The organism is Rhodococcus antarcticus (assembly GCF_026153295.1).
Lineage (GTDB): Bacteria > Actinomycetota > Actinomycetes > Mycobacteriales > Mycobacteriaceae > Rhodococcus_D > Rhodococcus_D antarcticus.
In genome coordinates this window covers 38,023-63,871 of the sequence record NZ_CP110617.1, presented here as the reverse complement: position 1 = coordinate 63,871, position 25,849 = coordinate 38,023, and the positions used below count along the sequence as shown (strand labels likewise).

General features: G+C 71.3%; 29 protein-coding genes. 12 read left to right on the top strand and 17 right to left on the bottom strand.

Translation table 11 applies throughout. The features are described 5' to 3' along the window. Nucleotides 1–122: 122 nt before the first annotated feature. Together RHODO2019_RS18830 and RHODO2019_RS18825 are read right to left on the bottom strand one after the other, a co-directional pair. Nucleotides 123–986, bottom strand: coding sequence for a cytochrome c biogenesis CcdA family protein (locus RHODO2019_RS18830; protein ID WP_265385140.1), 864 nt, complete (start codon nt 984–986; stop codon nt 123–125). Next, complete coding sequence (locus RHODO2019_RS18825; RefSeq protein WP_265385047.1) at nt 986–1,708, bottom strand: DsbA family protein; 723 nt, start codon at nt 1,706–1,708, stop codon at nt 986–988. The genes RHODO2019_RS18830 and RHODO2019_RS18825 overlap by 1 nt, the downstream gene beginning before the upstream one ends. Before the next feature lie 73 nt (nt 1,709–1,781). Between RHODO2019_RS18825 and RHODO2019_RS18820 the strand changes: the two genes are divergently transcribed. Together RHODO2019_RS18820 and RHODO2019_RS18815 are read left to right on the top strand one after the other, a co-directional pair. Next, on the top strand, nt 1,782–2,180 hold the full coding sequence (locus RHODO2019_RS18820; protein WP_265385046.1) for a BlaI/MecI/CopY family transcriptional regulator: 399 nt from the start codon (nt 1,782–1,784) through the stop codon (nt 2,178–2,180). Beyond that, nucleotides 2,177–3,127 (top strand): M56 family metallopeptidase, encoded by a 951-nt coding sequence (locus RHODO2019_RS18815; protein ID WP_265385045.1) that lies wholly within the window; start codon nt 2,177–2,179, stop codon nt 3,125–3,127. The genes RHODO2019_RS18820 and RHODO2019_RS18815 overlap by 4 nt, the downstream gene beginning before the upstream one ends. 209 nt (nt 3,128–3,336) lie before the next feature. On the opposite strand, the gene RHODO2019_RS18810 is transcribed toward RHODO2019_RS18815, so the two are convergent. Then, complete coding sequence (locus tag RHODO2019_RS18810; protein ID WP_265385044.1) at nt 3,337–4,113, bottom strand: GntR family transcriptional regulator; 777 nt, start codon at nt 4,111–4,113, stop codon at nt 3,337–3,339. Between the two features lie 74 nt (nt 4,114–4,187). Beyond that, nucleotides 4,188–5,543, bottom strand: a complete 1,356-nt coding sequence (locus tag RHODO2019_RS18805) for an MBL fold metallo-hydrolase (protein WP_265385139.1) — start codon at nt 5,541–5,543, stop codon at nt 4,188–4,190. A gap of 173 nt (nt 5,544–5,716) precedes the next feature. Between RHODO2019_RS18805 and RHODO2019_RS18800 the strand changes: the two genes are divergently transcribed. The 4 genes from RHODO2019_RS18800 (at nt 5,717) to RHODO2019_RS18785 (ending at nt 7,961) form a co-directional block, all read left to right on the top strand. Next, a complete protein-coding gene (locus RHODO2019_RS18800) occupies nt 5,717–6,004 on the top strand; it encodes an SHOCT domain-containing protein (RefSeq protein WP_265385043.1) in 288 nt (95 codons plus the stop codon). A 413-nt stretch (nt 6,005–6,417) separates the two neighbouring features. Then, nucleotides 6,418–6,930 carry a pantetheine-phosphate adenylyltransferase gene (gene coaD / locus RHODO2019_RS18795; RefSeq protein ID WP_265385042.1) on the top strand — a complete coding sequence of 171 codons (513 nt, stop codon included), beginning with the start codon at nt 6,418–6,420 and terminating at the stop codon, nt 6,928–6,930. Nucleotides 6,931–7,023: 93 nt separating this feature from the next. Further along, nucleotides 7,024–7,308 (top strand): ASCH domain-containing protein, encoded by a 285-nt coding sequence (locus RHODO2019_RS18790; RefSeq protein WP_265385041.1) that lies wholly within the window; start codon nt 7,024–7,026, stop codon nt 7,306–7,308. A 257-nt stretch (nt 7,309–7,565) separates the two neighbouring features. After that, the gene (locus tag RHODO2019_RS18785) at nt 7,566–7,961 is read left to right on the top strand and encodes an MmcQ/YjbR family DNA-binding protein (RefSeq protein WP_265385040.1); all 396 of its coding nucleotides are present in this window, start codon (nt 7,566–7,568) and stop codon (nt 7,959–7,961) included. A gap of 106 nt (nt 7,962–8,067) precedes the next feature. On the opposite strand, the gene RHODO2019_RS18780 is transcribed toward RHODO2019_RS18785, so the two are convergent. After that, a complete protein-coding gene (locus tag RHODO2019_RS18780) occupies nt 8,068–8,826 on the bottom strand; it encodes a MerR family transcriptional regulator (protein ID WP_265385039.1) in 759 nt (252 codons plus the stop codon). Between RHODO2019_RS18780 and RHODO2019_RS18775 the strand changes: the two genes are divergently transcribed. Continuing rightward, the gene (locus RHODO2019_RS18775; protein WP_435532255.1) at nt 8,810–9,616 is read left to right on the top strand and encodes a GNAT family N-acetyltransferase; all 807 of its coding nucleotides are present in this window, start codon (nt 8,810–8,812) and stop codon (nt 9,614–9,616) included. The genes RHODO2019_RS18780 and RHODO2019_RS18775 overlap by 17 nt on opposite strands. Before the next feature lie 8 nt (nt 9,617–9,624). Here the strand turns inward: RHODO2019_RS18775 and RHODO2019_RS18770 are convergent, their stop codons facing one another. From RHODO2019_RS18770 to RHODO2019_RS18745, 7 genes are all read right to left on the bottom strand, one after another. Beyond that, nucleotides 9,625–11,067 (bottom strand): multicopper oxidase family protein, encoded by a 1,443-nt coding sequence (locus RHODO2019_RS18770; RefSeq protein WP_265385038.1) that lies wholly within the window; start codon nt 11,065–11,067, stop codon nt 9,625–9,627. Further along, complete coding sequence (locus RHODO2019_RS18765) at nt 11,064–11,306, bottom strand: SHOCT domain-containing protein (RefSeq protein WP_265385137.1); 243 nt, start codon at nt 11,304–11,306, stop codon at nt 11,064–11,066. The genes RHODO2019_RS18770 and RHODO2019_RS18765 overlap by 4 nt, the downstream gene beginning before the upstream one ends. Then, nucleotides 11,306–11,524 (bottom strand): hypothetical protein, encoded by a 219-nt coding sequence (locus RHODO2019_RS18760; protein ID WP_265385037.1) that lies wholly within the window; start codon nt 11,522–11,524, stop codon nt 11,306–11,308. Before RHODO2019_RS18760 ends, RHODO2019_RS18765 begins: the two co-directional genes overlap by 1 nt. Nucleotides 11,525–11,780: 256 nt before the next feature. Beyond that, nucleotides 11,781–12,278 (bottom strand): DUF4395 family protein, encoded by a 498-nt coding sequence (locus tag RHODO2019_RS18755; protein WP_265385036.1) that lies wholly within the window; start codon nt 12,276–12,278, stop codon nt 11,781–11,783. A gap of 108 nt (nt 12,279–12,386) precedes the next feature. Next, a complete protein-coding gene (locus RHODO2019_RS18750; RefSeq protein ID WP_265385035.1) occupies nt 12,387–12,647 on the bottom strand; it encodes an SHOCT domain-containing protein in 261 nt (86 codons plus the stop codon). A gap of 323 nt (nt 12,648–12,970) precedes the next feature. Beyond that, nucleotides 12,971–13,135 carry a DUF8730 family Cys-rich protein gene (locus RHODO2019_RS19465; protein WP_494338169.1) on the bottom strand — a complete coding sequence of 55 codons (165 nt, stop codon included), beginning with the start codon at nt 13,133–13,135 and terminating at the stop codon, nt 12,971–12,973. Nucleotides 13,136–13,156: 21 nt separating this feature from the next. Continuing rightward, nucleotides 13,157–15,310 carry an MMPL family transporter gene (locus tag RHODO2019_RS18745; protein WP_265385136.1) on the bottom strand — a complete coding sequence of 718 codons (2,154 nt, stop codon included), beginning with the start codon at nt 15,308–15,310 and terminating at the stop codon, nt 13,157–13,159. A 153-nt stretch (nt 15,311–15,463) separates the two neighbouring features. Between RHODO2019_RS18745 and RHODO2019_RS18740 the strand changes: the two genes are divergently transcribed. The 5 genes from RHODO2019_RS18740 (at nt 15,464) to RHODO2019_RS18720 (ending at nt 20,118) form a co-directional block, all read left to right on the top strand. Further along, on the top strand, nt 15,464–15,754 hold the full coding sequence (locus tag RHODO2019_RS18740; RefSeq protein WP_435532256.1) for a metal-sensitive transcriptional regulator: 291 nt from the start codon (nt 15,464–15,466) through the stop codon (nt 15,752–15,754). Between the two features lie 40 nt (nt 15,755–15,794). Then, nucleotides 15,795–16,187, top strand: coding sequence for a DUF302 domain-containing protein (locus tag RHODO2019_RS18735; protein ID WP_265385131.1), 393 nt, complete (start codon nt 15,795–15,797; stop codon nt 16,185–16,187). Between the two features lie 99 nt (nt 16,188–16,286). Then, nucleotides 16,287–16,448 (top strand): hypothetical protein, encoded by a 162-nt coding sequence (locus RHODO2019_RS18730; RefSeq protein WP_265385130.1) that lies wholly within the window; start codon nt 16,287–16,289, stop codon nt 16,446–16,448. A gap of 1,080 nt (nt 16,449–17,528) precedes the next feature. After that, a complete protein-coding gene (locus RHODO2019_RS18725; RefSeq protein WP_265385129.1) occupies nt 17,529–17,924 on the top strand; it encodes a sulfocyanin-like copper-binding protein in 396 nt (131 codons plus the stop codon). Nucleotides 17,925–18,345: 421 nt separating this feature from the next. Continuing rightward, the gene (locus RHODO2019_RS18720; RefSeq protein WP_265385135.1) at nt 18,346–20,118 is read left to right on the top strand and encodes an aminotransferase class V-fold PLP-dependent enzyme; all 1,773 of its coding nucleotides are present in this window, start codon (nt 18,346–18,348) and stop codon (nt 20,116–20,118) included. 136 nt (nt 20,119–20,254) lie between these two features. On the opposite strand, the gene RHODO2019_RS18715 is transcribed toward RHODO2019_RS18720, so the two are convergent. The 5 genes from RHODO2019_RS18715 to RHODO2019_RS18695 form a co-directional block, all read right to left on the bottom strand. Next, nucleotides 20,255–20,944: a PIG-L deacetylase family protein gene (locus RHODO2019_RS18715; protein WP_265385134.1), complete on the bottom strand. Its 690-nt coding sequence runs from the start codon at nt 20,942–20,944 to the stop codon at nt 20,255–20,257. A 94-nt stretch (nt 20,945–21,038) separates the two neighbouring features. Next, entirely contained in the window at nt 21,039–21,266 is a 228-nt protein-coding gene (locus RHODO2019_RS18710) for a carboxymuconolactone decarboxylase family protein (protein WP_265385128.1), read from the bottom strand. 525 nt (nt 21,267–21,791) lie between these two features. Beyond that, nucleotides 21,792–22,424, bottom strand: a complete 633-nt coding sequence (locus tag RHODO2019_RS18705) for a DUF4913 domain-containing protein (protein WP_265385127.1) — start codon at nt 22,422–22,424, stop codon at nt 21,792–21,794. Then, entirely contained in the window at nt 22,421–24,235 is a 1,815-nt protein-coding gene (locus tag RHODO2019_RS18700; RefSeq protein WP_265385126.1) for a type IV secretory system conjugative DNA transfer family protein, read from the bottom strand. The genes RHODO2019_RS18705 and RHODO2019_RS18700 overlap by 4 nt, the downstream gene beginning before the upstream one ends. Then, nucleotides 24,232–25,833: a putative type IV secretion/conjugal transfer ATPase gene (locus RHODO2019_RS18695; protein WP_265385125.1), complete on the bottom strand. Its 1,602-nt coding sequence runs from the start codon at nt 25,831–25,833 to the stop codon at nt 24,232–24,234. Before RHODO2019_RS18695 ends, RHODO2019_RS18700 begins: the two co-directional genes overlap by 4 nt. Nucleotides 25,834–25,849 lie beyond the last annotated feature (16 nt).

Here is a 25,849-nt window from a genome sequence, read left to right as displayed (position 1 = left end):
GGCACCCGGCGCCGACGCCTCCGCCGAGATGGGAACCGATTCCCGACCGGTGGAGCACCCCGCGAGAACCAGCGCGCACACGACGATCACCGCGACCGCATGGCGCGGCGCCCACCGTGAGCTCACGCGTCCTCCCGCACGTCGCTGCGGTACGCGGATCGGCGGCGCCTCCGGTCGGCCAGGGCGAGCACGGCCAGGGCCACCACAGCCAGAACCACCACCAGAACCTGGTCGGGGACGAGGTGACCCAGGCCCAGGGCCCACTGCTGCGCCGAGAACTCCTCATTGGTGGAGACCCCGAGGCCCAACGTCCCGGTGAGGCCCGCGGTGCCGTCGAAGAGCAGGAACAACGCACCGATGCCGATGAACAGGGCACCGGAGACCAGGGACGTGGAGTGCAGCTCGATGCGGCCGAGGGTGAACGCCCGCCCTCGCAGCCAGCGGCGCTCCCCCAGGCGCAGCCGCTGCCAGCCCAAGGCGAGGACGAACAGGGGTGCGGCCATGCCCACCGAGTACAGCGCGAGCAAGAGCGCTCCCCGGGTGGGACTGCCCCCGGCGGCGGCCACGGTGAGCACCGAACCCAGGATGGGCCCGGAGCAGAACCCCGCGAGGCCATAGGCGGCGCCGAGTCCGTAGACCCCGACCGTGCCGGTGCGCCCCGCCAGGTGCGCCTGCAGGCGAGCGGCAGGGCCGAAGGAGAATCCGCGCCCCAGGATCTGTGCGACGCCCAGGGAGATGATCAGCCACCCGGCGACGGTGATGAGTGCCCCGCGGTGGCCGTAGAACAGGGTGCTGGCGAACGAGGAGCCGACACCCAGCGGCACCAGCACGGTCATCAGGCCCCCGGCGAAGACGACGGTGCGGCGCACGAGCTGGGCTCGTTGGTCGAAGGCGTAGGCGAAGAACGACGGCAACAGCAGGGCGCTGCACGGGCTCAGCAGTGCGAGCACCCCGCCCAGGAAGGCCGCGAGGTACCCGATGTCGATCACGACGCGGTGCTCGCGGCAGCGTCGATGGCGTGCTGAAACTCGCTCAGAGGCTGAGCCCCGAACACCGGGGTGCCGTTCACGATGAACGCGGGTGTCCCGGAGACGCCGACCTGCTGGCCCTGGGTGAAGTCCGCCTGGACGCCGGCCGTGGCCTCGGGGGAGGCCATGTCCGTGGCGAACCGCGTGGTGTCCATCCCCAGCTGCCCGGCCAACGCCGTCAGGTACGTGGTGGTGAGCGCGCCGCTGTTGACCTTGCGCTCGGTGGCGTACAGCGCATCGTGCAGCGCCCAGAACTGTCCCTGTGCCGCGGCGGCCCGCCCGGCGAGCGCGGCGGTGCCCGACTCCGGACCGAGGTAGGGGAAGTCCCGCCACTCGATGCGCAGCACCCCGGTGTCGACGTACTGGTGCACCAGCGCCGGCTCGGTCTCGCGGGCGAAGCGCCCGCAGAACGGGCACTGGAACTCCGAGTACGCCACCATCACCACCGGTGCGTCCACAGCGCCCAACGCGTACGGATCACCCGGTGTCCGACGCTCCAGGCCGGACAGCGGCCCGACCACCGGCGTACCCGCCGCCGCCGACCCGGCGGCCCCCGCCCTGCTGCTATCGCCGGAGGGAGCAGCGACGACCACCCCGATCACCGCCAGCACGACGACCACGGCAGCCAGAACCAGGGTGATGGGCGACCACCGGGTGTTGGGCGCTGACCTCGTCGGCATGATGTCTCCCCTCAGACAAGATTGACCGTACATTACTCCGAAGTCTGTAGTAGATCGTGGGGAGGTGGTCATCGTGGCACCCGGACCGGAGCGGCAACCGCCCGCGACGACCCTGGAGTCCGATGTGCTCGACCTGCTGTGGCGCACCCCGCGCCCGCTGTCGGTGCGTGAGGTGCTCGATGGGCTGGACCGTCCCGGTCCGCCGTACACCACCCTGGCCAGCGCACTGGATGCGCTGACGAGGCGGGGGACGCTGCTCCGGCAGCGCGGCGGCAGGGTGTGGCGCTACACCCCGGTAGCGGCCCGTCCGGAGACCACCGCGGAGACGATGCTGCTCGCGCTGCACGACACCACCGCACCCGGCGCCGCTCTCCTCGCGTTCGTGGGACAGATCGGCGACACCGACCTCGCCCATCTCCGTGAGCTGCTCCACCAGCACGACGAGGCTGTCCAGGACGACGACCGCACATGACCGCTGTGGCGATCACGTGTGCGGTGCTGGCGCTGTCGGGGTGGGCGGGTGGACCGGCTCTGCGCCTGCTGCTGTCCCGTTCCCGTGCCGACCCGGCGGCCGCGGCCCTGACGTGGGGGGCGTGCGCGCTGGCATGGGTGTCGACCTGCGTGATCACCGCGGTCGCTGCCGCCGGGTGGTCCACAGGCGGGTGGGAGCTCGTCGGGCCGCTGCGGCACGCCCTCTCCGCCTGGCGCCTCACCTACGGGCAGGGCTTCACGGTCGACGTACCACCCGCCGCCGGTCTGCTCACCGCGGTGGCCCTGACCGGACGTCTGGCCTGGGCGGTCGTCTCCACCACGCGCGGTCGGCGGCGGGCACGTCAGGGCCTGCACCTGTGGCTCGCGCAGCACGGGGTCCGCACCGCGATGCCAGGCGGGAGGTCCGCCGTGGTGGTCGAGGACCCCGAGTGCCTCGCGGTCTGCCTGCCCGGCAGGGCGGGCCTCGTGGTCCTGAGCTCCGCCACCGTCGCGCTGCTGCCCACCGATGCCCTCGCCGCAGTCCTGGCCCACGAGCAGGCCCACCAGCGTGGACACCACCACCTGGCTACCGCAGTGTCGGGCACCCTGCACCGGGCCTTCCCCGGTGTGCGCCTGCTCGCCGACGCCGACGCCGGGCTCAAGCTCGCCTGCGAGCGGATCGCCGACGAGAGCGCCGCCGCACGGTGGGGACCCCGCGTCGTCGCGGGTGCCCTTGTCGCCATGGCTTCCGGTGGCTCCCGTCCCGACGCCGGCGTCCTGGGCGCAGCCACTCACGAGGTCTATGCCCGCGTGGAGGCCCTGCTCGCCCCCAGTGCGTCCCATCGCCGCACCGGGGCGACCGCGGTGGTGGTGGCCGCGGGCATCACCGTCGCCCCCTGGGCCGTGCTCGCGGTGCCTGCCGTCCGTGCCGCCATCGACCTCCTCTGACGACCTGTCCCCCGTCTTGACCTGACAGTGGTGCACCTGCAGCAGCGCGGTGCGGACCTGCACGGCGACCCCAGTCCCGGAGCAGACGACGACGTGGCCGTGGCCGGGCGGGGCAGCGTGGGTCTGGGGACGGCGGGTTCGGCCGCTCGGCGTAGCGCCGAGCGCCGCTACTGCGGTGGGTGTCCCTGCACCGGTGCCCGCGAGCGCCGTCAGCCGTGGCGGGAGGTGGCGGAGTTCAGCGAGTACCCCCGGGGTGACCATTCCGCGAGCAACGAGAACACGTCGGCCCGGATCAGGGAGCGGCGGTGCTCCACCGGGGTGCGTGTGGTGCTGCCGGTCCGTTCGATGGCGAAGCACGCACTCCCCCGGGGCACGGCGAGCTGCGTGCGTTGCGCCGGGGTGGGGACGACCGCGGAGATCTGCTCCCGACCTTGGGTGATGCGCACTGCGCACCGAGTGGCGAGCTCGTCGTAGAGGGCGGCGTGGGTGAAGTCAGCTTCCATCAGGGCACTGCCCAGCTCCCAGGGCAGCCACACCTGGTCGTGGGCCAGCGGTGCCCCGTCGGCGCAGCGGATCCGCTCGAGGTGGAACAGCTCGGCGTCCTCGGCCAACCCGAGGGCGGTGGCAGCGTCGGAGTTCTCGACCCGGCCCTGGTCCAGGACGATGCTCTCCTGCGTCATCCCCTGGCTCTCGACCTGACGGAACAGGCTGTAGATGCTGCCGAGGGGTTGCTCGATCGCGGTCCGTCGCACGCGGGTGCCCCGGCCCCGGGAGGAGTCGAGCACGCCCTCGTCCCGCAGTCGGCGCAGCGCCTCCCGGACGGTGTGCCGGGACACCCCGTAGTCGGTGACGAGCTCCAACTCGCCCGGGAACGCCTCCCCGAAGGCCCCGGCGCGGAGCCGGCGGCGCAGTTCGTCGAGCAGCTGGGCCCACAGCGGGAGAGGACTCGTTCGGTCGAGCGGTGCCGGCGTGGTGGAGCGGGTCATCGGGTCTCCGGACAAGTGACGTCACTGTGTTCTGTTGCTCGTACAACCAGCATCGTAGGGTCGGGAGATCGGACTCAGCCGGCGGGTTGGACAGTCTCGATGGTGAGCCCGGCGGCGGCGGCGTCGTCGAAGCTGGCGTCGATGTAGACGGGGTGGCGGCCGGCGCGGTCGAGGATGCTCGCCCCGATGGAGGAGCGGAACCCGGACGCGCAGTGCACCCACACCTGCCCGTCGGGCACGTCGGCGATCCGCTCCAGCAGGTCGGACAGGGGGATGTTGACCGCACCAGGGAGGTGCCCGTCGGCGTACTCGTCGGTGCGGCGGACGTCGAGGATCACCGTGGGGGTCTCGGCGGCGACCTCGGCCCACCCGACCCGGCGGTAGGAGCTCAGCCGGTGGTCCCCGGCCAGGGTGTTCGGGTCGTCGCCGATGGCCGCGGTCGGGTGGTCGAGGCCGATGCGGGCCAGCTCGCGGACTCCTTCGCGGACGTCGTCCTCGCTGCCCAGCAGGGTGATCGGCTGGTCGTAGGGCAGGGTCCAGCCCAGGTAGGTCACGAAGCTGCCGCCCATCTCCACGTTCAGGGCGCCTGCGAGGTGGCCGTCGGCGAAGGTGGTGCGGGTGCGCAGGTCCACCACCCACCCCCCGTCGTCCAGCCGGCGGCGCAGCTCGGCCGCGGTCAGCGGGGCCGGCACGCTCAGGTCCGCCGGGCCCGGTCCCGCGGCGTTGGCTGGGCCCATGTGCGCGTAGTAGGTGGGGTAGGCGGCGAGACCGTTGATGAGGTCGGTGACGAAGGTGTCCTCGTCGGTGGTGGTAAAGGCGTGGTTGGTGCGGACCTGCTCCCCCACCGTGGAGTGGTTCGCACCGGTGGCCGGGCCCGAGGAGCAGAAGGAGCCGAACCCGTGGGTGGGGTAGAGCTCGGCGTCCTCCGCGGCCGCGGCGGCGATGGCCCGCACGGAGTGGAACTGGGCGTGGGTCAGCTGCTGGGTCAGGTCGGGTCCGAGCAGGTCGGTGCGCCCGACCGAGCCGAAGAGCAGGCTGCCGCCGGAGAACACGGCCTCCTGACCGTCGTGGGTGACCACGAAGGACAGGTGGGTCTCGGTGTGCCCGGGGGTGGCGACGACCTCGACCCGCAGCTCCCCCACCTGCACCACCTCACCGCCGGTGACCCCACGCCGGGCGAAGGCCACCGGGTCCGCGGCGTTGACCAGGTAGTCCACCCCGAGGTCGGTGGCCAGCACGAGACCACCGGTCACGTAGTCGTTGTGCATGTGGGTCTCGGCCACGCACCCGATCCGCACCCCCGCCGTCTCCGCGGCATCCAGGACCCGGTCCACGTCGCGCTGCGGGTCCACCACCAGGGCAACCCGACCATCATGGACAAGGTAGGAGCGGTCACCCAGCGACGGGGTCTCGATGGTCTCGACGTGCACGTCAACCTCCAACAGCGGTAGAATATGTCCGTACATACGGAACTCTACAGGACGAAGAGCGGTGACGGCGGATCAGATCCGTGGTGCCGGCACCGGGCCCGCCCAGTGCCCCGGAACGTCCTACCCACCCACCGTGTCCAGCCGCACCCGCCCATCGAGCAGGAGAGCAACTCATGATGATGAACGGAAGTAGCTCTCTCGGACTCCTCGTGTCCCTCGTCATGCTGGCCGCCCTTGCGGTGGTGGTGGTCGGCGGAGTCCGGCTCTACCACCGGCTCGCAGCCCCACGACCCCATCGCACGGCCCTCCCGCACACGGCCCTCCCGCACACGGCCCTCCCGCGCACGGCCACTCCGTCCGGCGACCCGGCACTCACGCGACTGCGTGAGCGCTACGCCGCCGGTGAGATCGACGACGAGGAGTACGAGCGGCGCCTCTCCGCTCTCACCTACTGGAGCTGACCCGGCGAACAGCGCCCGCACCCGCACCCGCCTTGACGTCGCCGAACCCCGTCACGTCGTAGGAGAAAGCTCAGCCCCGGCCGCGGCGCAGCGAAGACCAGTACCTCGGGCGGCCCTGCGGTACTGGTCTTCGCTGCGCCGCGCATCAACAGGGCTCTCGTCCGACGTGGACGTAACGGCATGAGCGGTGGCGTTGGGCATCGTCACCGGGATCGGGGTCCGGGTCACCCAGCAGGGTGGGGCAGGTCAGCGGCGACCGAACCGGCGGCCGAGGAAGGACCCACCGGTGCGCTCTTCGGCGGGGTGCCCGGGGCACCGATCGGTGACCGGAACAGGGTCGGCTTGCGAGCCGCTCGGGGGTGGATGGCCTTGGAGTCCGAGGGCGACGAAGCGCCCGGCGATACCGTGACCCCATGCTGCGCGTCGCCGTCGTGCCCGGGTCGTTCGACCCGGTGACCCTCGGCCACGTCGACGTCATCGTCAGAACCGCGGCCCTGTTCGACCGCGTCCAGGTCCTTGTTACCCACAACCCGGGCAAGAGCGCCTTGCTGCCGACCGACGTCCGCGCAGACCTCGTCCGCACAGCGCTCACGGACGCCGGCGTCGCGGGCGACGTTGTGGTCGACGTACTCACCTCCGGCCTGCTCGTCGACTACTGCCTCGACGTCGGCGCCGCGACCATCGTGAGGGGCCTGCGCTCATCGACCGACGCCGCGCACGAGATCCCGATGGCGCACGCCAACCACGACCTCGGGGGTATCCAGACCCTGTTCCTGCCCGCCGGTCACGACACCAGCCACATCTCCAGCTCGCTGGTGCGGCAGCTGGCCGCCCTCGGAACTGACATCAACCCCCACGTGCCCCGCGTGGTTGCAGTCGCCCTCCAGGCCGACCGGTCCGCCCGCCGAACCCCGGCGTCCACCTGAACCCAAACCATCGAGGGTTGGGCTGTCGGGACGCGCTCAACGCTGTTAGTTGAGGTCGTTGGCGACGGACGGCGTCCTCAGTAGCCTCGAACTGTGATGTTTGCTCACGAGCTGCGAGAGCCTGTGGCCGGGGGCGAAATTACTGTCTCGATCCGCCTCTGGAGCCGCCTGAAGGTCAAGGTCGGCGGTCGATACGCGACCGCCGGTGTCGTCATCGAGATCGACTCCGTCGAGCTGCTGCCCTTCTCTGCTGTGACGTCCGAGGATGTCCGACGCGCAGGTGAGTGCGATCTGGAGACGCTTCGTAGTCGCGCCGCTCACGCCGGCCCGATCACCGACGAGACGCTCGTCTACCGCATCGAGTTCCACGTCACTTAGCACCACGAAGCCGCGGAAGCATCCGTTCGCTCGCCGCGTCGAACCCACCGGCGCAAAAGGGGGGCCGGCCAGGCCCTGGAGGCGCCACGGCGCGATCGGTATTCGGAGTCCTCAGGGTGCGTGAGCGCGTGGGCTGTGTGCCACTCCTCGGCGAGCAGGGCGTAGCCGTAGCCGTCCCCGCGTGCCCGGGGGCTCACACCCACGTGGTTGGTGCGGCGGCCATCGACTGGCCGCTGGCACCTGCCTACAGTCACGGCGTGGGCCACCCGATCATGTTCGGCGACGACGACCCGGTGCTCGCCCGGGTTCGGCAGCTCGCGCTCGACTTTCCGGGCAGCGCCGAGAAGATCTCGCACGGGCGGCCGACGTTCTTCACGACGAAAGTGTTCGCCTACTACGGCGGATCGGTGAAGGTCGACGGCGTCTGGGTCGAGCACCACCAGTTGCTGCTGGTGCTGCCAGACGCGAACGAGCGCGCGGCACTCGTCGCGGACTCCCGGACGTACGTACCAGGATACCTCGGCAGCCACGGCTGGATCGGCGTCGACCTCACTGCCGACAGGGCGGCCTGGCCGCAGGTGCGGGAGCTTATCGACGCCTCCTACCGGAACACCGCGGCGAAGCGTCTCATCGCCGAGCTCGACGCGGGCTGACGGGAGAGCCTGCCGCCGACCGCTGGTCGATCGGCTGCCGGACGGCCGACTCGGCTCTCGACCACTTCGTTAGTGAGGTACTTGGCGCGTCGAGAGCCTTGTGACCTCAGGTGAGGTGCTGCGCCGCGTAGCCGGTGATGGCGTCGCGCAGGAACTTCGCGAGCCCTGGCGCCTTGGCGTCGTACCTGGTCTTGAACTGCGGGTCTTGGACGTAGGTGCGCCCCAGGCCGGTGTAGCTCTCCCGGTTCGGGGTCCAGAACCTGCTGATCTCGGCGTGGTGGTCGGCAATCACGTCCTGGGCCGCGGCGGAATCCGGTGCTGCCCCGGACCGCATGACCGTGATCATCCGGTCGTCGAGCTCGACCTGGCGGTGTTCGGCGTCGGCGTACTCCGCCTTGCCCCAGTCCTTCGTGGTCGTCTTGGCGCTGCGGAAGTGCTCGCGCACGCCTTCGCCGTGCTCGGTGACCAGCTTCTCCTCGTAGCGGGCCTGCCGGGCGGTGAAGCCTTCGAACATCTCGTCGGCGCTCATCTGCTCTCCTCCTCGGATCTGCGTGCTGGTGCGGGAGACGGTGTCGGCGAGCCGGGCCAGCCGGGCACCCTCGGAGCGCAGGTCCTGCTCGTGCACGCGCAGCGCCTCAACCTGGTCCTGTTCGCCGCCCAGCACCGCCGCGATCGCGGTGAGCCCGAGGCCGAGCTCGCGCAGCAGCAACACGCGCTGCAGTCTGAGCAGCTGCTCCTGCTCGTAGTAGCGGTAGCCGTTGCTGCTGACGTGCGCCGGCGTGAGCAGACCGATCTGGTCGTAGTGCCGCAGCGTCCGAGACGTCACCTTCGACATCCGGGCCACCTCGGTGATCGACCAGGTCATCTCACCCGTCCTCCCGACCGGCTTGGTGCCGGTCACAGCCGACGCTAGAAGTTGCCGCAGCGTCAAGGTCAAGCGCGAGTCCAGGATCAACCTGGGCTTGGCCGCCACCGACGCTCAAGACGTCCCGGTCGCCGGATCCGCCTCCAGTGTCGGCGGGCCGTGGTGGAGTGGCAGCGTGACTTGGGAGACGCATCCGCTGACACCGGATCGCTTTGAGGACTTTGCTGACGTCATCAACCGCACCCGCCGTGCTAACCATTGCTGGTGTCTGTCGCATCGGCTGCGGGCTGGTGAGATCGAGGAACTTGGCGGCGGGAGCCGTGAGCAGGCCATGCGGTCCCTGTGCGAGCGTGATCATCCGCCAGGAGTCGTGATCTACCGGGACGGCGAGCCGGTCGGATGGTGCAACATCGGCCCCCGCACCGAGATCTCGCGGCTGGCACACTCCCGTCTCATCCGCCCCATCGATGACCTGCCGGTGTGGAGCATCGTGTGCGTTGTCGTCCGCTCCGGTCATCGCCGACAAGGTGTGACGGCACCCCTGCTCGAAGGTGCGGTTGCCTACGCCGCCTCCCATGGAGCGCCAGCAGTAGAGGCGCATCCGGTCGACCCTCCGGATCGGATGGATCTGACGATGGCGTTCGTTGGGACCAGGTCAATGTTCGAACGCGCCGGATTTCGAGTCGTGGGCACCACCGGTGCCGTAGCGAGCGGCATGCCACGCCTCATCATGCGACGAGACCTCCATGCCCTGCCCGCGCCGGACCCACACGCTGAGGCATCCCGATAATCGATGGCTCAACGGACGTCGACGACGCCCATCATCCCGGCATCCTCGTGGTCGAGGATGTGGCAGTGGTAGACGGTGCGACCCACCGGTCCGGTGAACGCGATGCGCACCGTGACGCTGGCGCCGGCCGGGACGTCGACGACGTCCCGGACGACGACGCCCGCCACCAGGGTGCCGTCCTGGCTGACGACCTGCATCGGCCAGACGTGCAGGTGCACCGGGTGGCTCAGGGTCGAGGTGTTGCGCAGCACCCACTCCTCCACGGTGCCCGAGCGGGGATCCTGATCGACCCGCCGCGGGTCGAACGTCGCCCCGTCGATGGTGGCCGTCATACCGCCACCCATCCCCATGCCCATGCCCATGGCGAAGGTCAGGGTGCGTCGCCCGGAGATCTGGGCACCCCGCAGGTCGGTGGGCACCGGCTGCACGGGCACCGGCGACGGTGCGGCGGCCTGCTCACCGGTCACCTCCAGGGTGGCCAGCGTCGTCGCCTGCCCGGTGCTCGTGCCGCCCATCATCGACCCGCCCCGGTCGTGGGGAAGGGCGCGCAGCACGCTGCGCCCGGCGGCGGCGGTGATCAGGAGGTCGGCCCGGTTGCCCGGGGCGAGGGTCACCTGCTCGGTGTCCTGCGGCGCCGCGGTGCGCCCGGAGTCGACCCCGAGCACGCCGAACCGGTGACCCTCGAGCTGCAGGGTCACGTAGCGGGACGCGCACGCGTTGACCACCCGCCACCGCACCCGCTCCCCGGGGCGCGCAGCGATCGTCGGGCTGGCCTGTCCGTTGAGCAGCAGCAGCTCACCCTCCCGCCCACGCATCCGCTGCATCGCCGACACCGACCCGGAGACCTCGCCGCCGTCGATGGTGGTGTCGGAGATGACCATCACCTCGTCCCGGGCCGCGATCGCGCTGGCGGCGGGGTCCTCGACGATGATCGCGCCGTAGAGGCCACCGAAGACCTGGTCGGCGACCGCCCCGTGCACGTGCGGGTGGTACCAGAAGACCCCCGGTGGGTGATCCGCCGGCAGCCGGTACTCGTACTGCCCGGTCTCCCCCGGGGCCACCCGCCGGAACACGTTGTCCCCGTTGCCCTCGGGTGACACGGTCAGGCCGTGCACGTGCAGGTTCGTCGGCACGTCCAACCGGTTGACCAGGCTCACCCCCACCAGGTCACCGGGGTGCACCCGCAGCGTCGGGCCCGGCAGCCCACCGTTGTACCCCAGTGCGGTCACCACCCGACCGGCCACCGGTAGCTGGGACCGCGCCGCCTCCAACGTGGCCACCAGCACCCCACCCGAGCTGGCCAGCACCGGGGGCGACCGCAGCGGCCCACCGACGACCGGGTCGAAGCCCGACCCGGACGAGCGGACCCGTCCGATGCCGCCGACCGCGGTGGCAACGACTCCGGCGCCACCAACGAGAAGGAAGCTCCGGCGGCTGATGGCCCCGGTCACGAGCCGCCGCCGAGGGTCTCGCGTCGTTCCTGGTACTCCTCGGTGCTGAGCTCACCCCGGGCGTACCGCTGCTCCAGGATCTGCCGTGCTCCCGCTGATCGGTCGGCGGGCGTCGACCGGATGGGTCCACCCCCGATCCCGCCGCGCGCTGCGCGCACCCCGACCACCACCAACGCCACCACCCCGGCCAGCACCAGCAGCCCGAACAGCCACCCGACACCCATCCCGAACCCACCCATCACGACGACCCACCCCTCCGCACGTCTCGCTGGTCGAGCTCAGCCACTCCGGTGCCGGTGCCGCGGCCGCGACCACGGCGGCGGGAGGTCGTCAACCGGGCCACCACCGCCAGCAGAGCGACCACCGCGAACACCACCAGCAGGGCAGTGATGCTGCCGAACCCGCCCCCTACGCCCACCAGGCCTCCCGGACCCCCCGGGCCTGCGAGCACTGTCACCGGACCATCCGGCCCAGCGAGCGCGAACGGATGCACTGCGTCGATCACGAGCTGGGTCACGTCACTCCTTCTGTGTTTGCAGGGTCCGCGCTCTGGCGGGCGTCGGGAGTGGTGGGCGCCGGGTCGGTCACAGCGATGTCCCGGCCCGCACCGCGACGTAGGCGGGCCACAGCCGGACGGTGACGGTGGCGAGGAACACGAGCAGGGACGTCCAGTCGTCCAGTCGTCGAGGTGGTGTCGTTGCCGGCGTGTGCGGCTACCTCGGGTTCGTGGTGGTTGCTGGTGTGCGTCCGGGGATCAGCCGGTAGATCCACGATCCGAGGCACCACAGCGTGAGGGTGAGGATCGTGCCGCCGACGGCGACGGCGCCTCCGAGGAGGTATCCCCACGCCGGGAGGCCAAGGGTGAAGGCGAGCGCCGAACCAGCCAGCAGGGTGGCGGACAGGGCGTAGGAGAACCGTCGTGGTGGTGGTGTCGGGGGTAGTGCTGGGCCGCCGAACAGGTGCCGGACGCCGTGGTTGTAGACGAGGTCGAGGACCATGGCCTCGGGCAGCAGGACACCGCTCAGGGCTATCACCGCGACAGCGGCCAGCCAGAGCGGGGACTGCAACACCAGGCCGACCACGATCAGGGCCGTGCCGAGCGCGGGCGTGAAGCGCAGCGGCACCGCGTAGCGGGACTTGGCTGCTGCGTCGAGGTCCCCAAAGCCCTGCTTGTCCATGTTGGTGGCGGCAGTGCGACCAGCTCCGAGCATCGTGTTCCTGTCTGTGGCAGGGCCACGAGGCCCTGGGTGTTCGATCGGACGGCCTGCGCGAGGCGGACCTTGCCGGGGCCGGTCGATCAGAGCGCCGGGTGCACGCGGTCAGAGCTTCTTCGGGCCGTGAAGGGCGGACAGGCGGGCGGTGAACTCACCCTCGTCGATCTCGCCGCGGGCGAACCGCTCAGCGAGGACCTGCTGGGCGCTGCGGTGGGCGGGGACCATCCCGCCCGCTTCCCGGTGCGGGCGCCGCAGGAGCAGAGCGATGCCGGCGATCACCAGCCCCCAGAACAGCAGCATGCCCACCACCATGACCACGACACCCCCACCGCCGCCGTAACCACCGTCGTTGCCGTACCAGAACATCCCTAACCTCCTCGCGTTCAGGGCACGCCCTCGGCGCTCCCTGCCCTTCCCACCGTGTCGGACAGCCACCTCCCCGGGGCAGGGCCCAACGTCCCACCCACCGCGGCCATCCGACCCGCGACCCAGCACGGGGACCGCTGCGAGCACTCTCGGCGGCGGCCACACGACGCCGGGGACCAGAACCCCAGGAACGGGGTCTCAGGCCCCGGCGGCGGGCGGATCCTGGTGCTGCGGTACCAGCATCTGCTGGTCATGAGGAGGTGAGCTCGGCGAGGCCGCCGCCGCGCGGCGTCGGGGACCTCGCCCACCGGCTGGCCGGCTGCTCAGCCTCGGGTGAGCCACCGGCGCAGCAGTGACGGTGCCGGGGTGGTGCGGTCGCAGGTGCAGCGTTGCGCGGCCGGGACGCGGGCCATGACGGTGTCGACGTGTTGGCCGCAGCCGGCCCAGGTGGTCTTGCCGCACGTCGTGCAGGGGGTTGCTCGGCACATGGTGGTGGTCCTCTCGTGGGTTCAGGTGTGGGAGAAGCGGATGGTGGGCAGGACGCGGCGCAGCCAGGGCGGGGACCACCAGGCGGCGTGCCCGGTCAGGCGCAGCAGCACCGGCAGCAGGATGAGCCGGACGAGTCCGGCGTCGAGCAGGACGGCGACGCCGAGGATGACGCCCATCTCCTTGGGGGGCAGCGGGTCGGCCAGGGCGAAGGAGAAGAACACCGCGACCATCACGGCGGCGGCGGCGAGGATGACCCGCCCGGAGTGGGCGAGCCCGTCGACTCCGGCGACCTCGGGGTCCCCGGTGCGCTCGTAGTGCTCCTTGGCGGTGGAGAGCAGGAACACGGTGTAGTCCATGGCGATCGCGAAGATCATCGCGAAGAAGAACACCGGGCCCCAGCCGTCGAGGAAGCCCTGCGGGGTGAACCCGAGCAGCCCGGAACCGTGCCCGTCCTGGAACACGAGCTTGGCGACGCCGAACGCGGCACCGGTGGAGAGCAGGCTGACCAGGGTGCCCAGCAGGGCGATCAGGGGGGCCTGCAGGGCCACGAGCAGCAGCAGGAACCCGAGCACGAGGATCACGGTGACCACGATCGGCAGGTAGGTGTTCAGGGCGGACTGCAGGTCGAGGTTCTCCGCCGGCGCCCCACCGACCAGCGCATCGGTGGGCAGGTCGGCCCTGAGCTGGTCGAGGATGCCCCCCATGGCGGGGGCGGAGGGGTCGACGTTGGGGACTGCGGAGAGCAGCACGAGCCCGGACCCGTCCTGTGCGGCCTGGGCGGGGCCGACCATCGCGATGCCCGGGACCGCCCGTGCGGCCGCCGCGACGGCGTCGGCCTGGGTGGCGGGGGCGATGATCTGCAGCTGGCCGGGTGCCCCCTGGCCGAAGCCGGCCTGGACGAGGTCGTAGCCCTGGCGGACCGCGGAGTCCGCGGGCACCACCTGGATCGAGGGCATGGCGACCTTGAGGCCGAACACCGGGACGGTCAGGGCGACGAGGACCCCGAGCGCGCCGAGGGCGAAGGGCCACGGGTGGGCGTGCAGCAGCCGGCCCCAGGAGGCGAACCGCGGGGAGCGGTGGACCTGACGGCGGGCGTGCGGCAGGGACCCGGCGTTGACCTTCTCCCCCAGCCGACCCAGGGCGGCCGGGAGCAGCGTCAGCGTCGCCAGCAGCACGAAGGCGACTGCGAGCATGATGCCGACGGCCATGGTCCGGACGGCCGGGGCGGGCACGAGCAGCACGGCCGAGAGGCTGACCAGCACGGTGAGCCCGGAGAGCACGACGGCCTTGCCCGCGGTGTCCATCGTCTCGGCCACGGCCTGCTCCCGGTCGCCGGAGCGGCTCAGGGCGTCGCGGAAGCGGGCCACCAGGAACAGGGCGTAGTCGATGCCCAGGGCGAGGGCGAACATCATCGCGAAGTTCATCGCCCACACCGAGATCGGGGTGACGGTGTTGAGCAGCACCAGCCCACCGGCGGAGGCGACGAGCCCGGCCAGGGTGAGCAGCAGCGGCAGGCCCGCGGCCACCAGGGAGCCGAAGGCGACCACCATGATCGCCAGGGTCACCGGCCAGGAGAACAGCTCTGCGGTGATCATCGCGTCGTGGTTGGCGGCGTTGAAGTCCGACCACAGTGCGGAGGCGCCCGTGGGGTAGACGTCGATCCCGTTGCCCGACAGTGCGGTGAGGCGGTCCTTCACGTCGTCGACGGCCTTCACCATGTCGTCGGTGGTGCCCGTGGCCCCGGCCATCAGGATCCCGGTGTGACCGTCGGCGGAGATCGTGGCCCCGGGCTGCGGCGCAACGACCTGCCCGAAGCGGGGGTCGGCGGCGAACACCGCCGTCGCCCGGGTCAGCACGTCCTGCACGGCCGGGTCGGTCACCACTGCGGTGTCGGAGTGCACCACCAGCTGCACGGCGGCCGAGGACGCCCCACCAAAGTGGGCCTGGGCCAGCTCCCGCACGGCGACGGACTCCGAACCGTTCGCCTGCCACCCCGCCCCCGCCAGCGAGCTGAACACCGACGGGGCCAGCGCACCCAGCGCCACCAGGGCGATCAGCCACACGCTGAACACCCACCGCGCCCGCAGCGCCATGGTCCGCCCGAGCCGGGCCAGCACACCCTCGGTGCGCACGCCCGGCCCCGACGGATCGGGGCCGGGCGACGGGTCCGTCACCAGGGTGGTTGCGCTGCTCACGACGTTCTCCTCCACGATCGGGATACGGGTGGGGGTACCCGCTGCCGTCAAACGTAGCAGTACCCTGGGGGGTACCGGTTCGCAGGAACAGGACCTCCGGCCCTAGCGCTACAGTCGCGTGGAGAGGTACCCATGGGGGTACCAGGGACGGAGCGGACCGTGGACATCGACACCGACCAGCTGACCGATGTGCTGGCCCGCCTGAAGCGGGTCCAGGGTCAGGTCGGCGGGGTGATCCGCATGATCGAGGAGGGTCAGGACTGCTCCAAGGTGGTCACCCAGCTCGCCGCGGCCTCCAAGGCCCTGGACAAGGCGGGGTTCAAGATCATCGCGACGGGTCTGGAGCAGTGCCTGCTCGAGGACGTGGGCACCCGCGCCGTCGACCAGGCCGAGCTCGAGCGCCTCTTCCTCTCCCTCGCCTGAGCACGAACCCGAGCACGCCCACCACACCGAGAGGCCCACCGTGACCAGCTACCAGAACAGCGTCTCCGTCGAGCTCCCGTTCGCCGAGGCCGTCGCCGCCACCACCACCGCCCTCGCCGAGCAGGGCTTCGGGATCCTCACTGAGATCGACGTGCAGGCCACCATGAAGGCCAAGCGGGACAAGAACATGGAGCCCTACGTCATCCTCGGCGCCTGCAACCCGGCGCTGGCCGAACAGGCCATCGACGCCGACCGCTCCACCGGGGTCCTGCTGCCCTGCAACGTGGTCGTCCGCGGGGACGGGGAGGGCTCCATCGTCTCCTTCCTCGACCCGCAGCTGATGGCCTCGGTCACTGACCTGCCCGCGATGGCCGCCCTCGCCGACGAGGCCACCACCCGCCTCGACGCCGCCCTCGCCACCCTCGCCGGCTGACCAGCCCCACCCCGCAGGCCGGACGAGGTCCAACGACCCTGGCCCCGGGGCGGCCACACGAGCACCGTGGAACCCGATCCGACCCCGCAAGGAGGGACCATGCCAACACCCACGAACGACCCACCGCCCCCCAGCCGCGTCGAGACCCTGCTCGAGCTCGAGCACGAGCTCGACGTCGCCAATGACTCCCACCCAGCACGGCCCAACACGTGGGCGGTGCGGGAAGCCACCCCCGACCCCGCCCGCCCCTCCCGGAGCTGAGCCCCGCTCAAGTGCGCTGAAGTGGGGTGCGGAAGCAGGGGGTGAGCATGCGCACTCCTCTCGGCCGTCGGAGACAGTACGACCCGTCCATCCCCGCTACCGCCGTGCGGCACCCGACGTGACGGAGGGTCGCCGCCCACCGACTACACCGGTGGACGTTCTCGTGCGTCCTGGTGACGAGGCGCGACCACACGGCGGGGTGCACCCCTGGTCGGGACCCGACAGCACCGACGACCGCACGGCCAACACCCCCAACCCATGGGGTACAGCCCCACCGACGTACCGCATGGGGAGTTTGTGGGTGCCTGTCGCGGCACACCGCTGAAATGCCACCACCAGGAGACCCCCGACCACGCGGTGCAGCACCACCGCCGGATAGCCCACCACTTGCATGCCGCTCGCGATGGCGGGGACGGTCACGCTGGGAACCGCCGTACTGGCCGCGACCGTCAGCCCGCGGTTCCTCGTGGTCGCCGGCCTCGTGGAGGTCAACCAGCTTCTGCTGGTGGCCACCGGTAGCTGCCCGGCGTCCTACGTCCTCGAGCGCCTACGCCGCCGCCCATCGTCTCGCGGACACCTCGGGATGTTGAGGTGGTGCTCAAGCTGCAGCACGAGCCTGACCTCGCGAACGAGGTCCACCTCGCGCGGAAGGCGCACGTAGGGGACCTGGGCTCCGACGGTGATCTCGCGCTCAGTACCCGAGCCCGGGTTGTGGACTGGCAGGTAAACCCTGGAGGGACCGTTGGTCGCGGGTCGCCGGGACCTCCGTCTCTTCCGGTGATGCGCATGCCCCGGTGAGGTGGAGCCATGGATGGACTGTGGTCTTGGCGCCGGGTGAGGACGTCTGTCGTGGTCGCGGTGGTGGGTGGAGTTGTTCTCACGGGCTGCTCGAGTCCCTCGCAGGGATCGGGCAGCTCCCTGATGGGCGGCGCTGGCAGCGACACGAGCAGTGGGGGCTCGGGCGGCGGCGGCATGGGCGGTGGGGGCTCGGGCGGCGGCGGCATGGGCGGTGGGGGTTACCAGTCCTCTGCAGCCTCGTGCTCGTCGCGGCCGACATCGCTTCCTGGCAGCACCGTCACCGTGACCCTGGGCGACATGGGGATGAACACCACGATGGGCGGGACCGCGCCAGCGGGTGCGCAGATGATGCTGCAGGCCACCCCGGTGAGCGTGCCGGCCGGGCAGGTCAGCTTCGTCGTGGACAACCGGGGCTGGCGCACCCACGAACTCATCATCTTGCCGTTGGACGCCGGGGCGGGTGCGGGTCAACGCACCGTCGGTGCTGACGGCAAGGTCACCGAGGACGGCGCGCTCGGCGAAGCCTCCACCAGCTGCGGGAACGGTGCCGGTGACGGCATCACCTCCGGCAGCGCGTCCTGGGTCAACGTCACCTTGCCCGCCGGCCACTACGAGATGGTGTGCAACCTCGCCAACCACTACAGCGACGGCATGCACCAGGAGCTCGACGTCAGCTGATGTCCACCGTAAGCAGACCCACGTGGTGGCGAGCCGCCTCGGTAGCACCCCACCGCACCGCCCGGTCCGCGCTCTCCGATCCGTCGACGCCTACCACCACGGCCTGGTCTCGCACTGTCCTGGTCATGACACCGGGTCTGGTCGCCGACCACCCCGCGCAGCGGGCCCAAGGATCCCCACCCTGCGTGGTTCGCACGACCCCTGTGGTGGGTGTCGTTGGTCCCTGCTGCTCGAACCCCACCGGGGGCAGGCTTGAACCATGGCGACGCCCAGACAAGATTCCGCCCTCACCGCACCCGCCGGGGCTTGGACTGCTCCACCCGCCGATCTGACCAACGCCGAGGTGGACACCACCGTCGTCTCTGACCCAACTTGGGGCCGGGGCCCGTACGCCACCGACGACGGTGCGGCGGGGCTCGGGCTGCGGTCAGGGGGCACCTCTTGCTCGGGTCCGGCACCGAGCTCACCGTTGGTGGAGCGAATCCGGGGTGGGGTCCTGGGTGAGGGTGAGGTGGTGGACGGTCCCTATGGCCGGCGTCAGATCGTGTACGCCGACTACACCGCCTCGGGGCGGTCACTGGACTTCCTGGAGGACTTCCTGCGCCACCAGGTGCTCCCGCGGTACGCCAACACCCACACCGAGAGCTCCGGCACCGGGCTGCAGACCTCGCAGCTGCGGGAGGACGCCCGGCGGCTCATCCACGACGCGGTCGGGGGCACTGAGGACGACGTGGTGATCTTCTGCGGGTCGGGGGCCACCGCGGCGGTCAACAAGCTCGTGGGCATCCTCGAGCTCCGCCTTCCCGCGGGCCTCGACGAGCGCTACCGGTTGGGTGAGCGGATCCCCGCACACCAGCGTCCGGTGGTGTTCCTGGGCCCCTACGAGCACCACTCCAACGAGCTGCCGTGGCGGGAGTCCATCGCCGACGTCATCGTCATCGACGAGGACCCCGACGGCCACATCGACCTGGTTCAGCTGGCCGAACGGCTCACCGAGTACGCCGACCGGCCGCTGCTCATCGGGAGCTTCTCCGCCGCATCGAACGTCACCGGTGTGCTCACCGACACCGAACGGGTCGCCGCCCTGCTCCACAAGCACGGCGCACTGTCCTTCTGGGACTACGCCGCCGCCGGGCCCTACGTCCCCATCCGGGTGCGCAGCAGCGGCCTGGGGGCCGACGACCACAAGGACGCGGTGTTCCTCTCCCCGCACAAGTTCGTCGGTGGCCCGCAGACCCCCGGGGTCCTGGTGGTGCGCCGAGAGCTGGTGGGCAACAGCGTGCCCACCGCGCCTGGTGGCGGCACGGTGGCGTTCGTGGACCCGACGGGCCATCGCTACCTCGACGACCCCGTGGCCCGGGAGGAGGGCGGCACCCCGGCGATCATCGAGTCGATCCGCGCCGGGCTGGTGTTCGCCCTCAAGGACGCCGTGGGCACCGACCTCATCGAGCAACGAGAGACGCGCCTGTGGCGCCACGCGTTGCAACGGTGGCAGAGCAACCCCGACATCGACATCCTCGGCCACTCCCAGGCCCGGAGACTGTCCATCGTCTCCTTCCGCCTGCGGGCCGGCGGCGGGCGCTACCTGCACCACAACTTCGTCGTTGCCCTGCTCAACGACCTGTTCGGCATCCAGACCCGCGGTGGCTGCTCCTGCGCCGGACCGTACGGCCACCGCCTGCTGGCCATCGACCCCCAGCACTCCCACGCCTTCCGGCACGAGATCGGGCTCGGCTGCGAGGGCATCAAACCCGGCTGGACCCGCCTCAACTTCAACTACTTCATCTCCGACACCGTGCGGGACTACCTCATCGACGCGGTCGACCTGGTGGCCCACTACGGCCACCGGCTGCTCACCGACTACACCTTCGACCCACACACCGGACTATGGCACCACCGCGCAGGCCCGTGGCAACCCATCCTGCGCCTGCATGACGTGCGCTACGACGACACCGGTGAGCTGCGGTACCCGGCGGCCCGGGCGACCCTCGGCGAGGACGCCCTCGCCAATGACGTGCGCGACGCCCGCACCCTGCTGACGTCACGGACCGCGGAAGTGCCCGACGGACCCACCGGCCTTCCACCGGACTTCGAGGCACTGCGCTGGTTCCCCCTACCACCGCAGTGCCTACAACCCACCAGCACCACAGGGACACCACTGGCCCCTGCCGGAGACCGACCACCGAGGCCTTGACCGCTGATCACGCTGCCCCGCCACCGTCAGGGCGAAGCGATTGGGACAACTACCGGCCGGGCGTGCAACGACCTGGTCCCGGCTGGCACCACAGGGCTAAGTGGTACCCCGACAAAGGTGATCGGGGTACCACCTGTTATCCGGTGCCCTGCACCCGGTCGGCGGGATGCAGGCGGACGCGTTCGAGGGTGCCCTGCAGCTCGAGGCGACGGGTCAGGACCGGGTTGTCGTGGGCCTGGCTCTGGTGGCAGGCGATGGCCGCCAGCTGGACGGTGCGGTCGACCACGATGTCGGTGACGCCATCACCGGCCAGCGCGACGAAGCTGGTAGCAAGCTCGATGTTCAGCTGGGAAGCGACCTGGGGGGTGACGCCCCACTCCAGGACGTCCAGGTGGTGACGCCGGGCCACCCGGAGCGCCGCAGCGCTCGCCGCCCGATGATCGGGGTGGCCTGTCACCCCTGACACGTCGAAGACGAGCAGCGTCACCGCATCGCGCAGCTGCGCGTTGAGGACATCGTCGATAGTGGCTACAGGGACACCGCTGAGGCCGCCGTCGGCGAAGTCCTCCAGGACGACCTCCGACACCCCCAACACGCCCGCAGCGGCCCTCAGCTCGAGCAACCTGACCACCCCGAGGTCAGCGCTCGCCCCGAGAGTGCTGGCCTCCCCGCGGGTCAGGCACAGGACCCGGATGTCAGCGCCCTCCACGTGCAACGCGGCGATCACCGCGCCGAGGCCGAAGCTCTCGTCGTCAGGGTGCGCGACCACGGCGAGCACCGGCCCACGCTGAGCGAGCTCGCCCAGCACCAGCGACTCAACGCCCACGACCGTCACGACGGCGGCGCTATCGGCGGTTCGGTGAACTCGTGGAACGCCGCCCACGTACGAGGTGCGTACACCGACGCAGTTCCCCCATCTATCAGCAGGGCCACCCCAACGCCTCCCGTCGAGCGGCAGCTTTCCCGTGGTAGGTAATGCACCCGTCGCGCGGCTTGACCGTCGCGGTGGCCAGCGTCATCAGCTCCTTGACCTTCCCCGACAGGGCACCGTCAGCCACGGCGCCACGATGCAGATCCGCGAAGGCGGTCCAGGTCGCCGGCGCAGCCTGCGCCAACGACCGCGTGCTCACCTTGAGCTCCTCGATCACCTCCTGCGACGTCCCCCCGCTCACGCCGAGCACCCCCAGCCACGACCCGCGTCGGCACCCATCGTCAAACCCGCGTACTCCATGCGTTATTCGACCTCCGGCCTCGTGCTCGCACCAGGGTCGAAAGTCCATCACCAGACAGGCGGGTGGCGGGAGAAGTGCGTCTGCCGGGGATTCACACCCACCCACCCCGGTAGTCGTTGCCACTCACCTCAGCCCGTCCGGCCGCCCCGCAAGAGAAACCGCTACCGGGATAGCGGCAGGCCACAGAGGGGGCGAGCGCCGGCGCGTCCCGTAGGCCCTGTCCGGAGAACATTCCGGTGACGGGGCCTGCTGCGGTGCCGTCCGGTGTCTCACTTCTGAGGAACTGAGACACCCTCGGCTGAGACGACCCGCACGACAGCAGCCGCAGCCCGCACGGCGAAGGTCCCCACCCGACGGGTGGGGGGCGCTGGACCAGGGGGGATGGGACCAGCGCCCCAGGCAGGGGTGCTCGGCGAAGGGGTGGGACGCCGGCACCCAGGTTCAGGGGGACTCGAAGGTCCCGGGTGGTGGTGGCTCGATGCGCAGTCCGGCCCTGGTGCCGCCGTGCCCCTCGTTCTGGTTGCAGCCGGTGAGCGGTCCGCCCTGGGCGGTGATGACGGCCAGGTGCGGGTCGAGCTGCTGCAGCCACCACGTGTTGATGTCTGCGGGGGATCCGAGCCGGGCCTGCTCCCAGGTGATCCAGAGCCCGGTGAGGCGGGAGACGACCTCGGCGTGGGCCCACCAACGTGGGCACCAGATGAAGTCCTGGGAGGGCCACCGGACGATGACGCGGGCGAGGAAGCCGGCCACCCAGTCCTGCACGGTGGTGAACAAGGGGCCGGCGCCCGCGAGCTCCGCGGTGTGGTCGTCGTCCCGGTTGTCCAGCACCGCGGCGGTGGCCTGCCGGGCCCGCTCCTGCAGGACCACCGACAGCTCCGGGGTCAGCAGCTCCTCGAACGCGATCGCAGCCATGGCGTCGGCCTCGGTCTGCACCCGCTTGAGCACCGCTCGGTCGACGGCGTCTCCCAGCTCCACCGTCAATGCCAGCACCGACCGGGCACCCTGGCCATCACCGCCCGGGCCGTCGCCGTCGGCTGCCGGGACGACCGGTCCGTCGTCGTCGTAGCCGCTCACGCCGGCCCCCAGCCACGTGCGACGCGGGTGTCGGCGGTCTCTGCGTCCGGTGCCCAGTAGGCCAGCGAAGCCCGGATGTTGTCCGCATCCGGGCCGTGGGTCCAGGGGACGGTGGCAATGAGTGCGGCCGGGTTGCCGGAGGTGAGCAGCACGGCGCGGCCGCGGTCGAGGGCCTGGAGCTGGGCGACGCTCAGGATCGGCTCCCGTGACCAGGACTGGGAGCGGGACCCGCCGTTGCGGGAACTCGAGGTGGACCAGCGCTGGACGTCGTGCTCGCCGACGACGGCGGACAGGTCGCGGAGGAACCCGGCCTCGCTCACCCCGCCGAGGTAGAGCTTGGCGTTGGCCGCGGACCAGAGCTTGCGCATCCCGGCCTCGCCGAACACCTCGCAGCCTTGGGACCAGGACTGCAGGATGGTGATGACGGGCATGCCGCGGGACCCGAAGTGGGAGTACAGGTCGGGCAGCGCCCGGATGCGGCACACGTTCGCGGCCTCGTCGAGGACGAACAGCAGCGGGGTGGCCAGCCGGCGGGTGGGGGTGCGGGTGGCGGCGAGCTGGCCGGCGTCGAACAGCATGGCGGTCAGGGCGGTGGTCAGCGACGTCGCCGCGGCCCGCCCCTCGATGGACAGGGCGTAGAGGGTGTCCCCGGTGGAGGTGACGAAGCCGAGCGGGTCGAACTCCGGCACCTGGTCACGCCACGGTGCCTGCGGCACCGCGACCAGGCGGCCGGCGTCCTCGGTGAAGGTGACCCGCACCGGTGGGGTGACCCACTGGGAGTAGGCCGGTTCGGTGAGGACGCGGATCATCTTGGCCGCGGTGCCGAACAGGCCGTCGCGCTGCTTCGGGGTGATCTCCAGGTACCGCCGGGCGGTGGCGGCGGCGGCGGGCTGGTCGTGCTGGGCGAGCAGGCGGTGCGGCACATCGGAGCTTGCGCTGGTGATCCAGTGCAGGACGTGCAGCAGGTCACCACCGGAGACTGCGGCGGCGAGGATGTAGGTGGCCAGCAGGGAGCGGCCTTCGGGCTCGAAGTAGGCGTCCGGGGTGGCGCCGGGGTCGGTGTTGCCGTCAGCGAGGTGCCCGGCCAGGCGTTCGGCGGTGGCTGGGCTGTACACCGACGCGAGCAGGTTTACCCACCACGCCGAGGCCGGCTCGGTGCTGGCGATGTTCTGGGGGTCGAAGACCCACACCCGGCCGCGGGCCATGCGCAGCGACCGGGTGGCGTCGTGCAGGTCGGCCTTGTTGGAGGTGGCCACCGCCGGGCCGGGGGCCGCGACCAGGGCGGGGATGGCCAGGGACATGGACTTGCCGACCCGGGGCCCGGCGACGCACACAGCGACGGACTCCCAGTCCATGCGCAGCGGGACCCGGCCACCGAGGGTGACCCCGAGCAGGACGCCCCAGCTGCCGGGGTCGGTGAGGTCGGCCCCGGGACGCAGCGTCGCCGCGGAGGCCTTCACCGCGGTGGGGGTCAACCCCGCGAGGTCACGGGGCCGGGCGAGGTCTTTCGCGGCCGGGTCGACGCGGGCCCTGGTGGTGGTGCCGAACACCAGCCACCACGCCACCGCGAGCACGACCACGAGCAGCGGTACCCCGATGGCCAGGACGGTGGAGATGCCGCCGGGCCACGCCCGGGTGCCGGTGGCCAGGTCGACCACCAGGGTGACCGGGCCGCCGGGGGTGGGCTGTCCGGCGTTGCCGGCCCCGGCGTACACCGCTGCCCACAGCACCCCGAGCAGCCCAATCACGGCCACAACAGCGACCGCGATCCACAGCCACAGCCGGTCCGGGTTGCGGGTGGGGGCACTCACGACTTGTCCAGAGCGACCAGGCTGGTGCGGTGGCGCTCCCGGAGCTGTTCCCAGCCGCGGTTGGTGTTGTTGACGTCGCGCTCGGTGGCGGTGAGCTCCACCTCGAAGGGGGTGCCGGGGTTCTTCCCGATCTTCAGCAGGAACTTGCCCCGGCCCGGGGGGACGGCCTGGGTGCCGGTCTCGGAGGAGAACCCACCTTCGGTGGACCACTCGGCGATCATCTGCGTCTCGGCGGTGCTCATGGCGAAGACCTGGGTGAGGTTGCCCATCTCGGCGGGGGCGAGGCCGCCGATGAACACCATCTCCGAGCGTTCCACGAACCCCCACGCCTTCGCCGTGGCGGTCGCGTCGGAGAGCTTCAGGTCGTTCATGGTGTGGGTGATGAGGAGCTGGCCGAGCATCTTCTGCCGGTTCAGCCGGGTGATCGCATCGACGCGGTCGACCATCTCCGTTGAGGCCCGCAGGGTGCGCCACAGCTCGTCCATGACCATCAGGTAGTACTGCTGCGGGCGCAGCCCCGCCTCCGCCAGCTCCTTCGCCGCGGACACCGCGGACTGGCCGTAGGACCAGCACACGAGCTGGACGGCGGCCTGCAACATGATCTCCGCGTCGTCGATGGCGGAGACGTCGAAGACCACGGCCCGGTCCAGCAGCATGGGCACGCTGGTGGGGCGGGCGAAGGTGTCCCCGAACTGCCCGTCCTCACACAACGCCATCAGCGCGGTCTGAAGGTTCTCGGTGACGTCGTCGTAGCGGTCGTCGTCACCGCGGTCCAGCGACACCGCCCGCACCCGCGGGTGCCGCGACGCCACCAGGTCGAGCACGTCGCCCATCACCGGGACCCGGCCGTCGGGGTCGGCGTAGAGCACGCGCAGGGCGGCGGCGAGCATGGTCTGCTCCCGGTCGGTGAGCCGCCCACCGCGGACCAGCTCGAGCAGCCCGGTCAGGACGTTGAGGGCGCGCGCGAGCTGCTCGGCGGCGACCCGCTCCCGCGCCACCACTGGGAGCAGGTGGAGATCCCCGGCGAGGGGTCCGGGGTCCAGGGGGTTGACGTAGCCACGGCCGCGTCCGACGACGATGACCTGCCCCCCCAGGGCCCGCACCAAAGGGGGGTAGTCCGGCTTCAGGTCCGCCAGGATCAGGGGGATGATCCCGAACCCGGTGGACACGTTCACGATCCGACGGGCCAACGACGACTTGCCCAGCCCGGGGCGACCGAGGATGAACCCGGAGGGGTTGGAGATGCGGCCGGCGAGGAACCAGAACAGCGGGTCCCCACACACCGTGGCCCCCGACAGCAGGTGACGACCCAACGGCACCCCGTCGGTGGGGGTGCCCGAGCCGGCGGTGAACGGCCACAACCCGCACACCTGCACGGTGGTGCCCCGGAACTCCGGGGGTGCCTCCACCCACGCCACCGAACCCCCACCCGGGCGGCGCCACCCGCGGGCACCGGGCCGGTTCGCCCGCTCCACGCGTGCGGCGGCGCGGGTCGCCTTCCGGGCGGACTTGCGCTGCGCCCGCGTCAGGGGTGCGGCGATCGTCGGCGGGGTGTGCAGCCGCGGCGGGACCTGCCGGGCGGGGATGCGCATCGTCATGTTCGGGTCACGGTCA

What these genes read in the sequence shown, in the direction of transcription:
- coaD (WP_265385042.1), top strand. Translation starts at nt 6,418, where the DNA reads ATGCTGCGCGTCGCCGTCGTGCCCGGGTCGTTCGACCCGGTGACCCTC.
- RHODO2019_RS18750 (WP_265385035.1), bottom strand. Translation starts at nt 12,647, where the DNA reads ATGTTCTGGTACGGCAACGACGGTGGTTACGGCGGCGGTGGGGGTGTC.
- RHODO2019_RS18765 (WP_265385137.1), bottom strand. Translation starts at nt 11,306, where the DNA reads ATGGGTGGGTTCGGGATGGGTGTCGGGTGGCTGTTCGGGCTGCTGGTG.
- RHODO2019_RS18810 (WP_265385044.1), bottom strand. Translation starts at nt 4,113, where the DNA reads ATGACCCGCTCCACCACGCCGGCACCGCTCGACCGAACGAGTCCTCTC.
- RHODO2019_RS18740 (WP_435532256.1), top strand. Translation starts at nt 15,464, where the DNA reads ATGGGGGTACCAGGGACGGAGCGGACCGTGGACATCGACACCGACCAG.
- RHODO2019_RS18815 (WP_265385045.1), top strand. Translation starts at nt 2,177, where the DNA reads ATGACCGCTGTGGCGATCACGTGTGCGGTGCTGGCGCTGTCGGGGTGG.
- RHODO2019_RS18755 (WP_265385036.1), bottom strand. Translation starts at nt 12,278, where the DNA reads ATGCTCGGAGCTGGTCGCACTGCCGCCACCAACATGGACAAGCAGGGC.
- RHODO2019_RS18730 (WP_265385130.1), top strand. Translation starts at nt 16,287, where the DNA reads ATGCCAACACCCACGAACGACCCACCGCCCCCCAGCCGCGTCGAGACC.
- RHODO2019_RS18800 (WP_265385043.1), top strand. Translation starts at nt 5,717, where the DNA reads ATGATGATGAACGGAAGTAGCTCTCTCGGACTCCTCGTGTCCCTCGTC.
- RHODO2019_RS18780 (WP_265385039.1), bottom strand. Translation starts at nt 8,826, where the DNA reads ATGACCTGGTCGATCACCGAGGTGGCCCGGATGTCGAAGGTGACGTCT.
- RHODO2019_RS19465 (WP_494338169.1), bottom strand. Translation starts at nt 13,135, where the DNA reads ATGTGCCGAGCAACCCCCTGCACGACGTGCGGCAAGACCACCTGGGCC.
- RHODO2019_RS18825 (WP_265385047.1), bottom strand. Translation starts at nt 1,708, where the DNA reads ATGCCGACGAGGTCAGCGCCCAACACCCGGTGGTCGCCCATCACCCTG.
- RHODO2019_RS18695 (WP_265385125.1), bottom strand. Translation starts at nt 25,833, where the DNA reads ATGACGATGCGCATCCCCGCCCGGCAGGTCCCGCCGCGGCTGCACACC.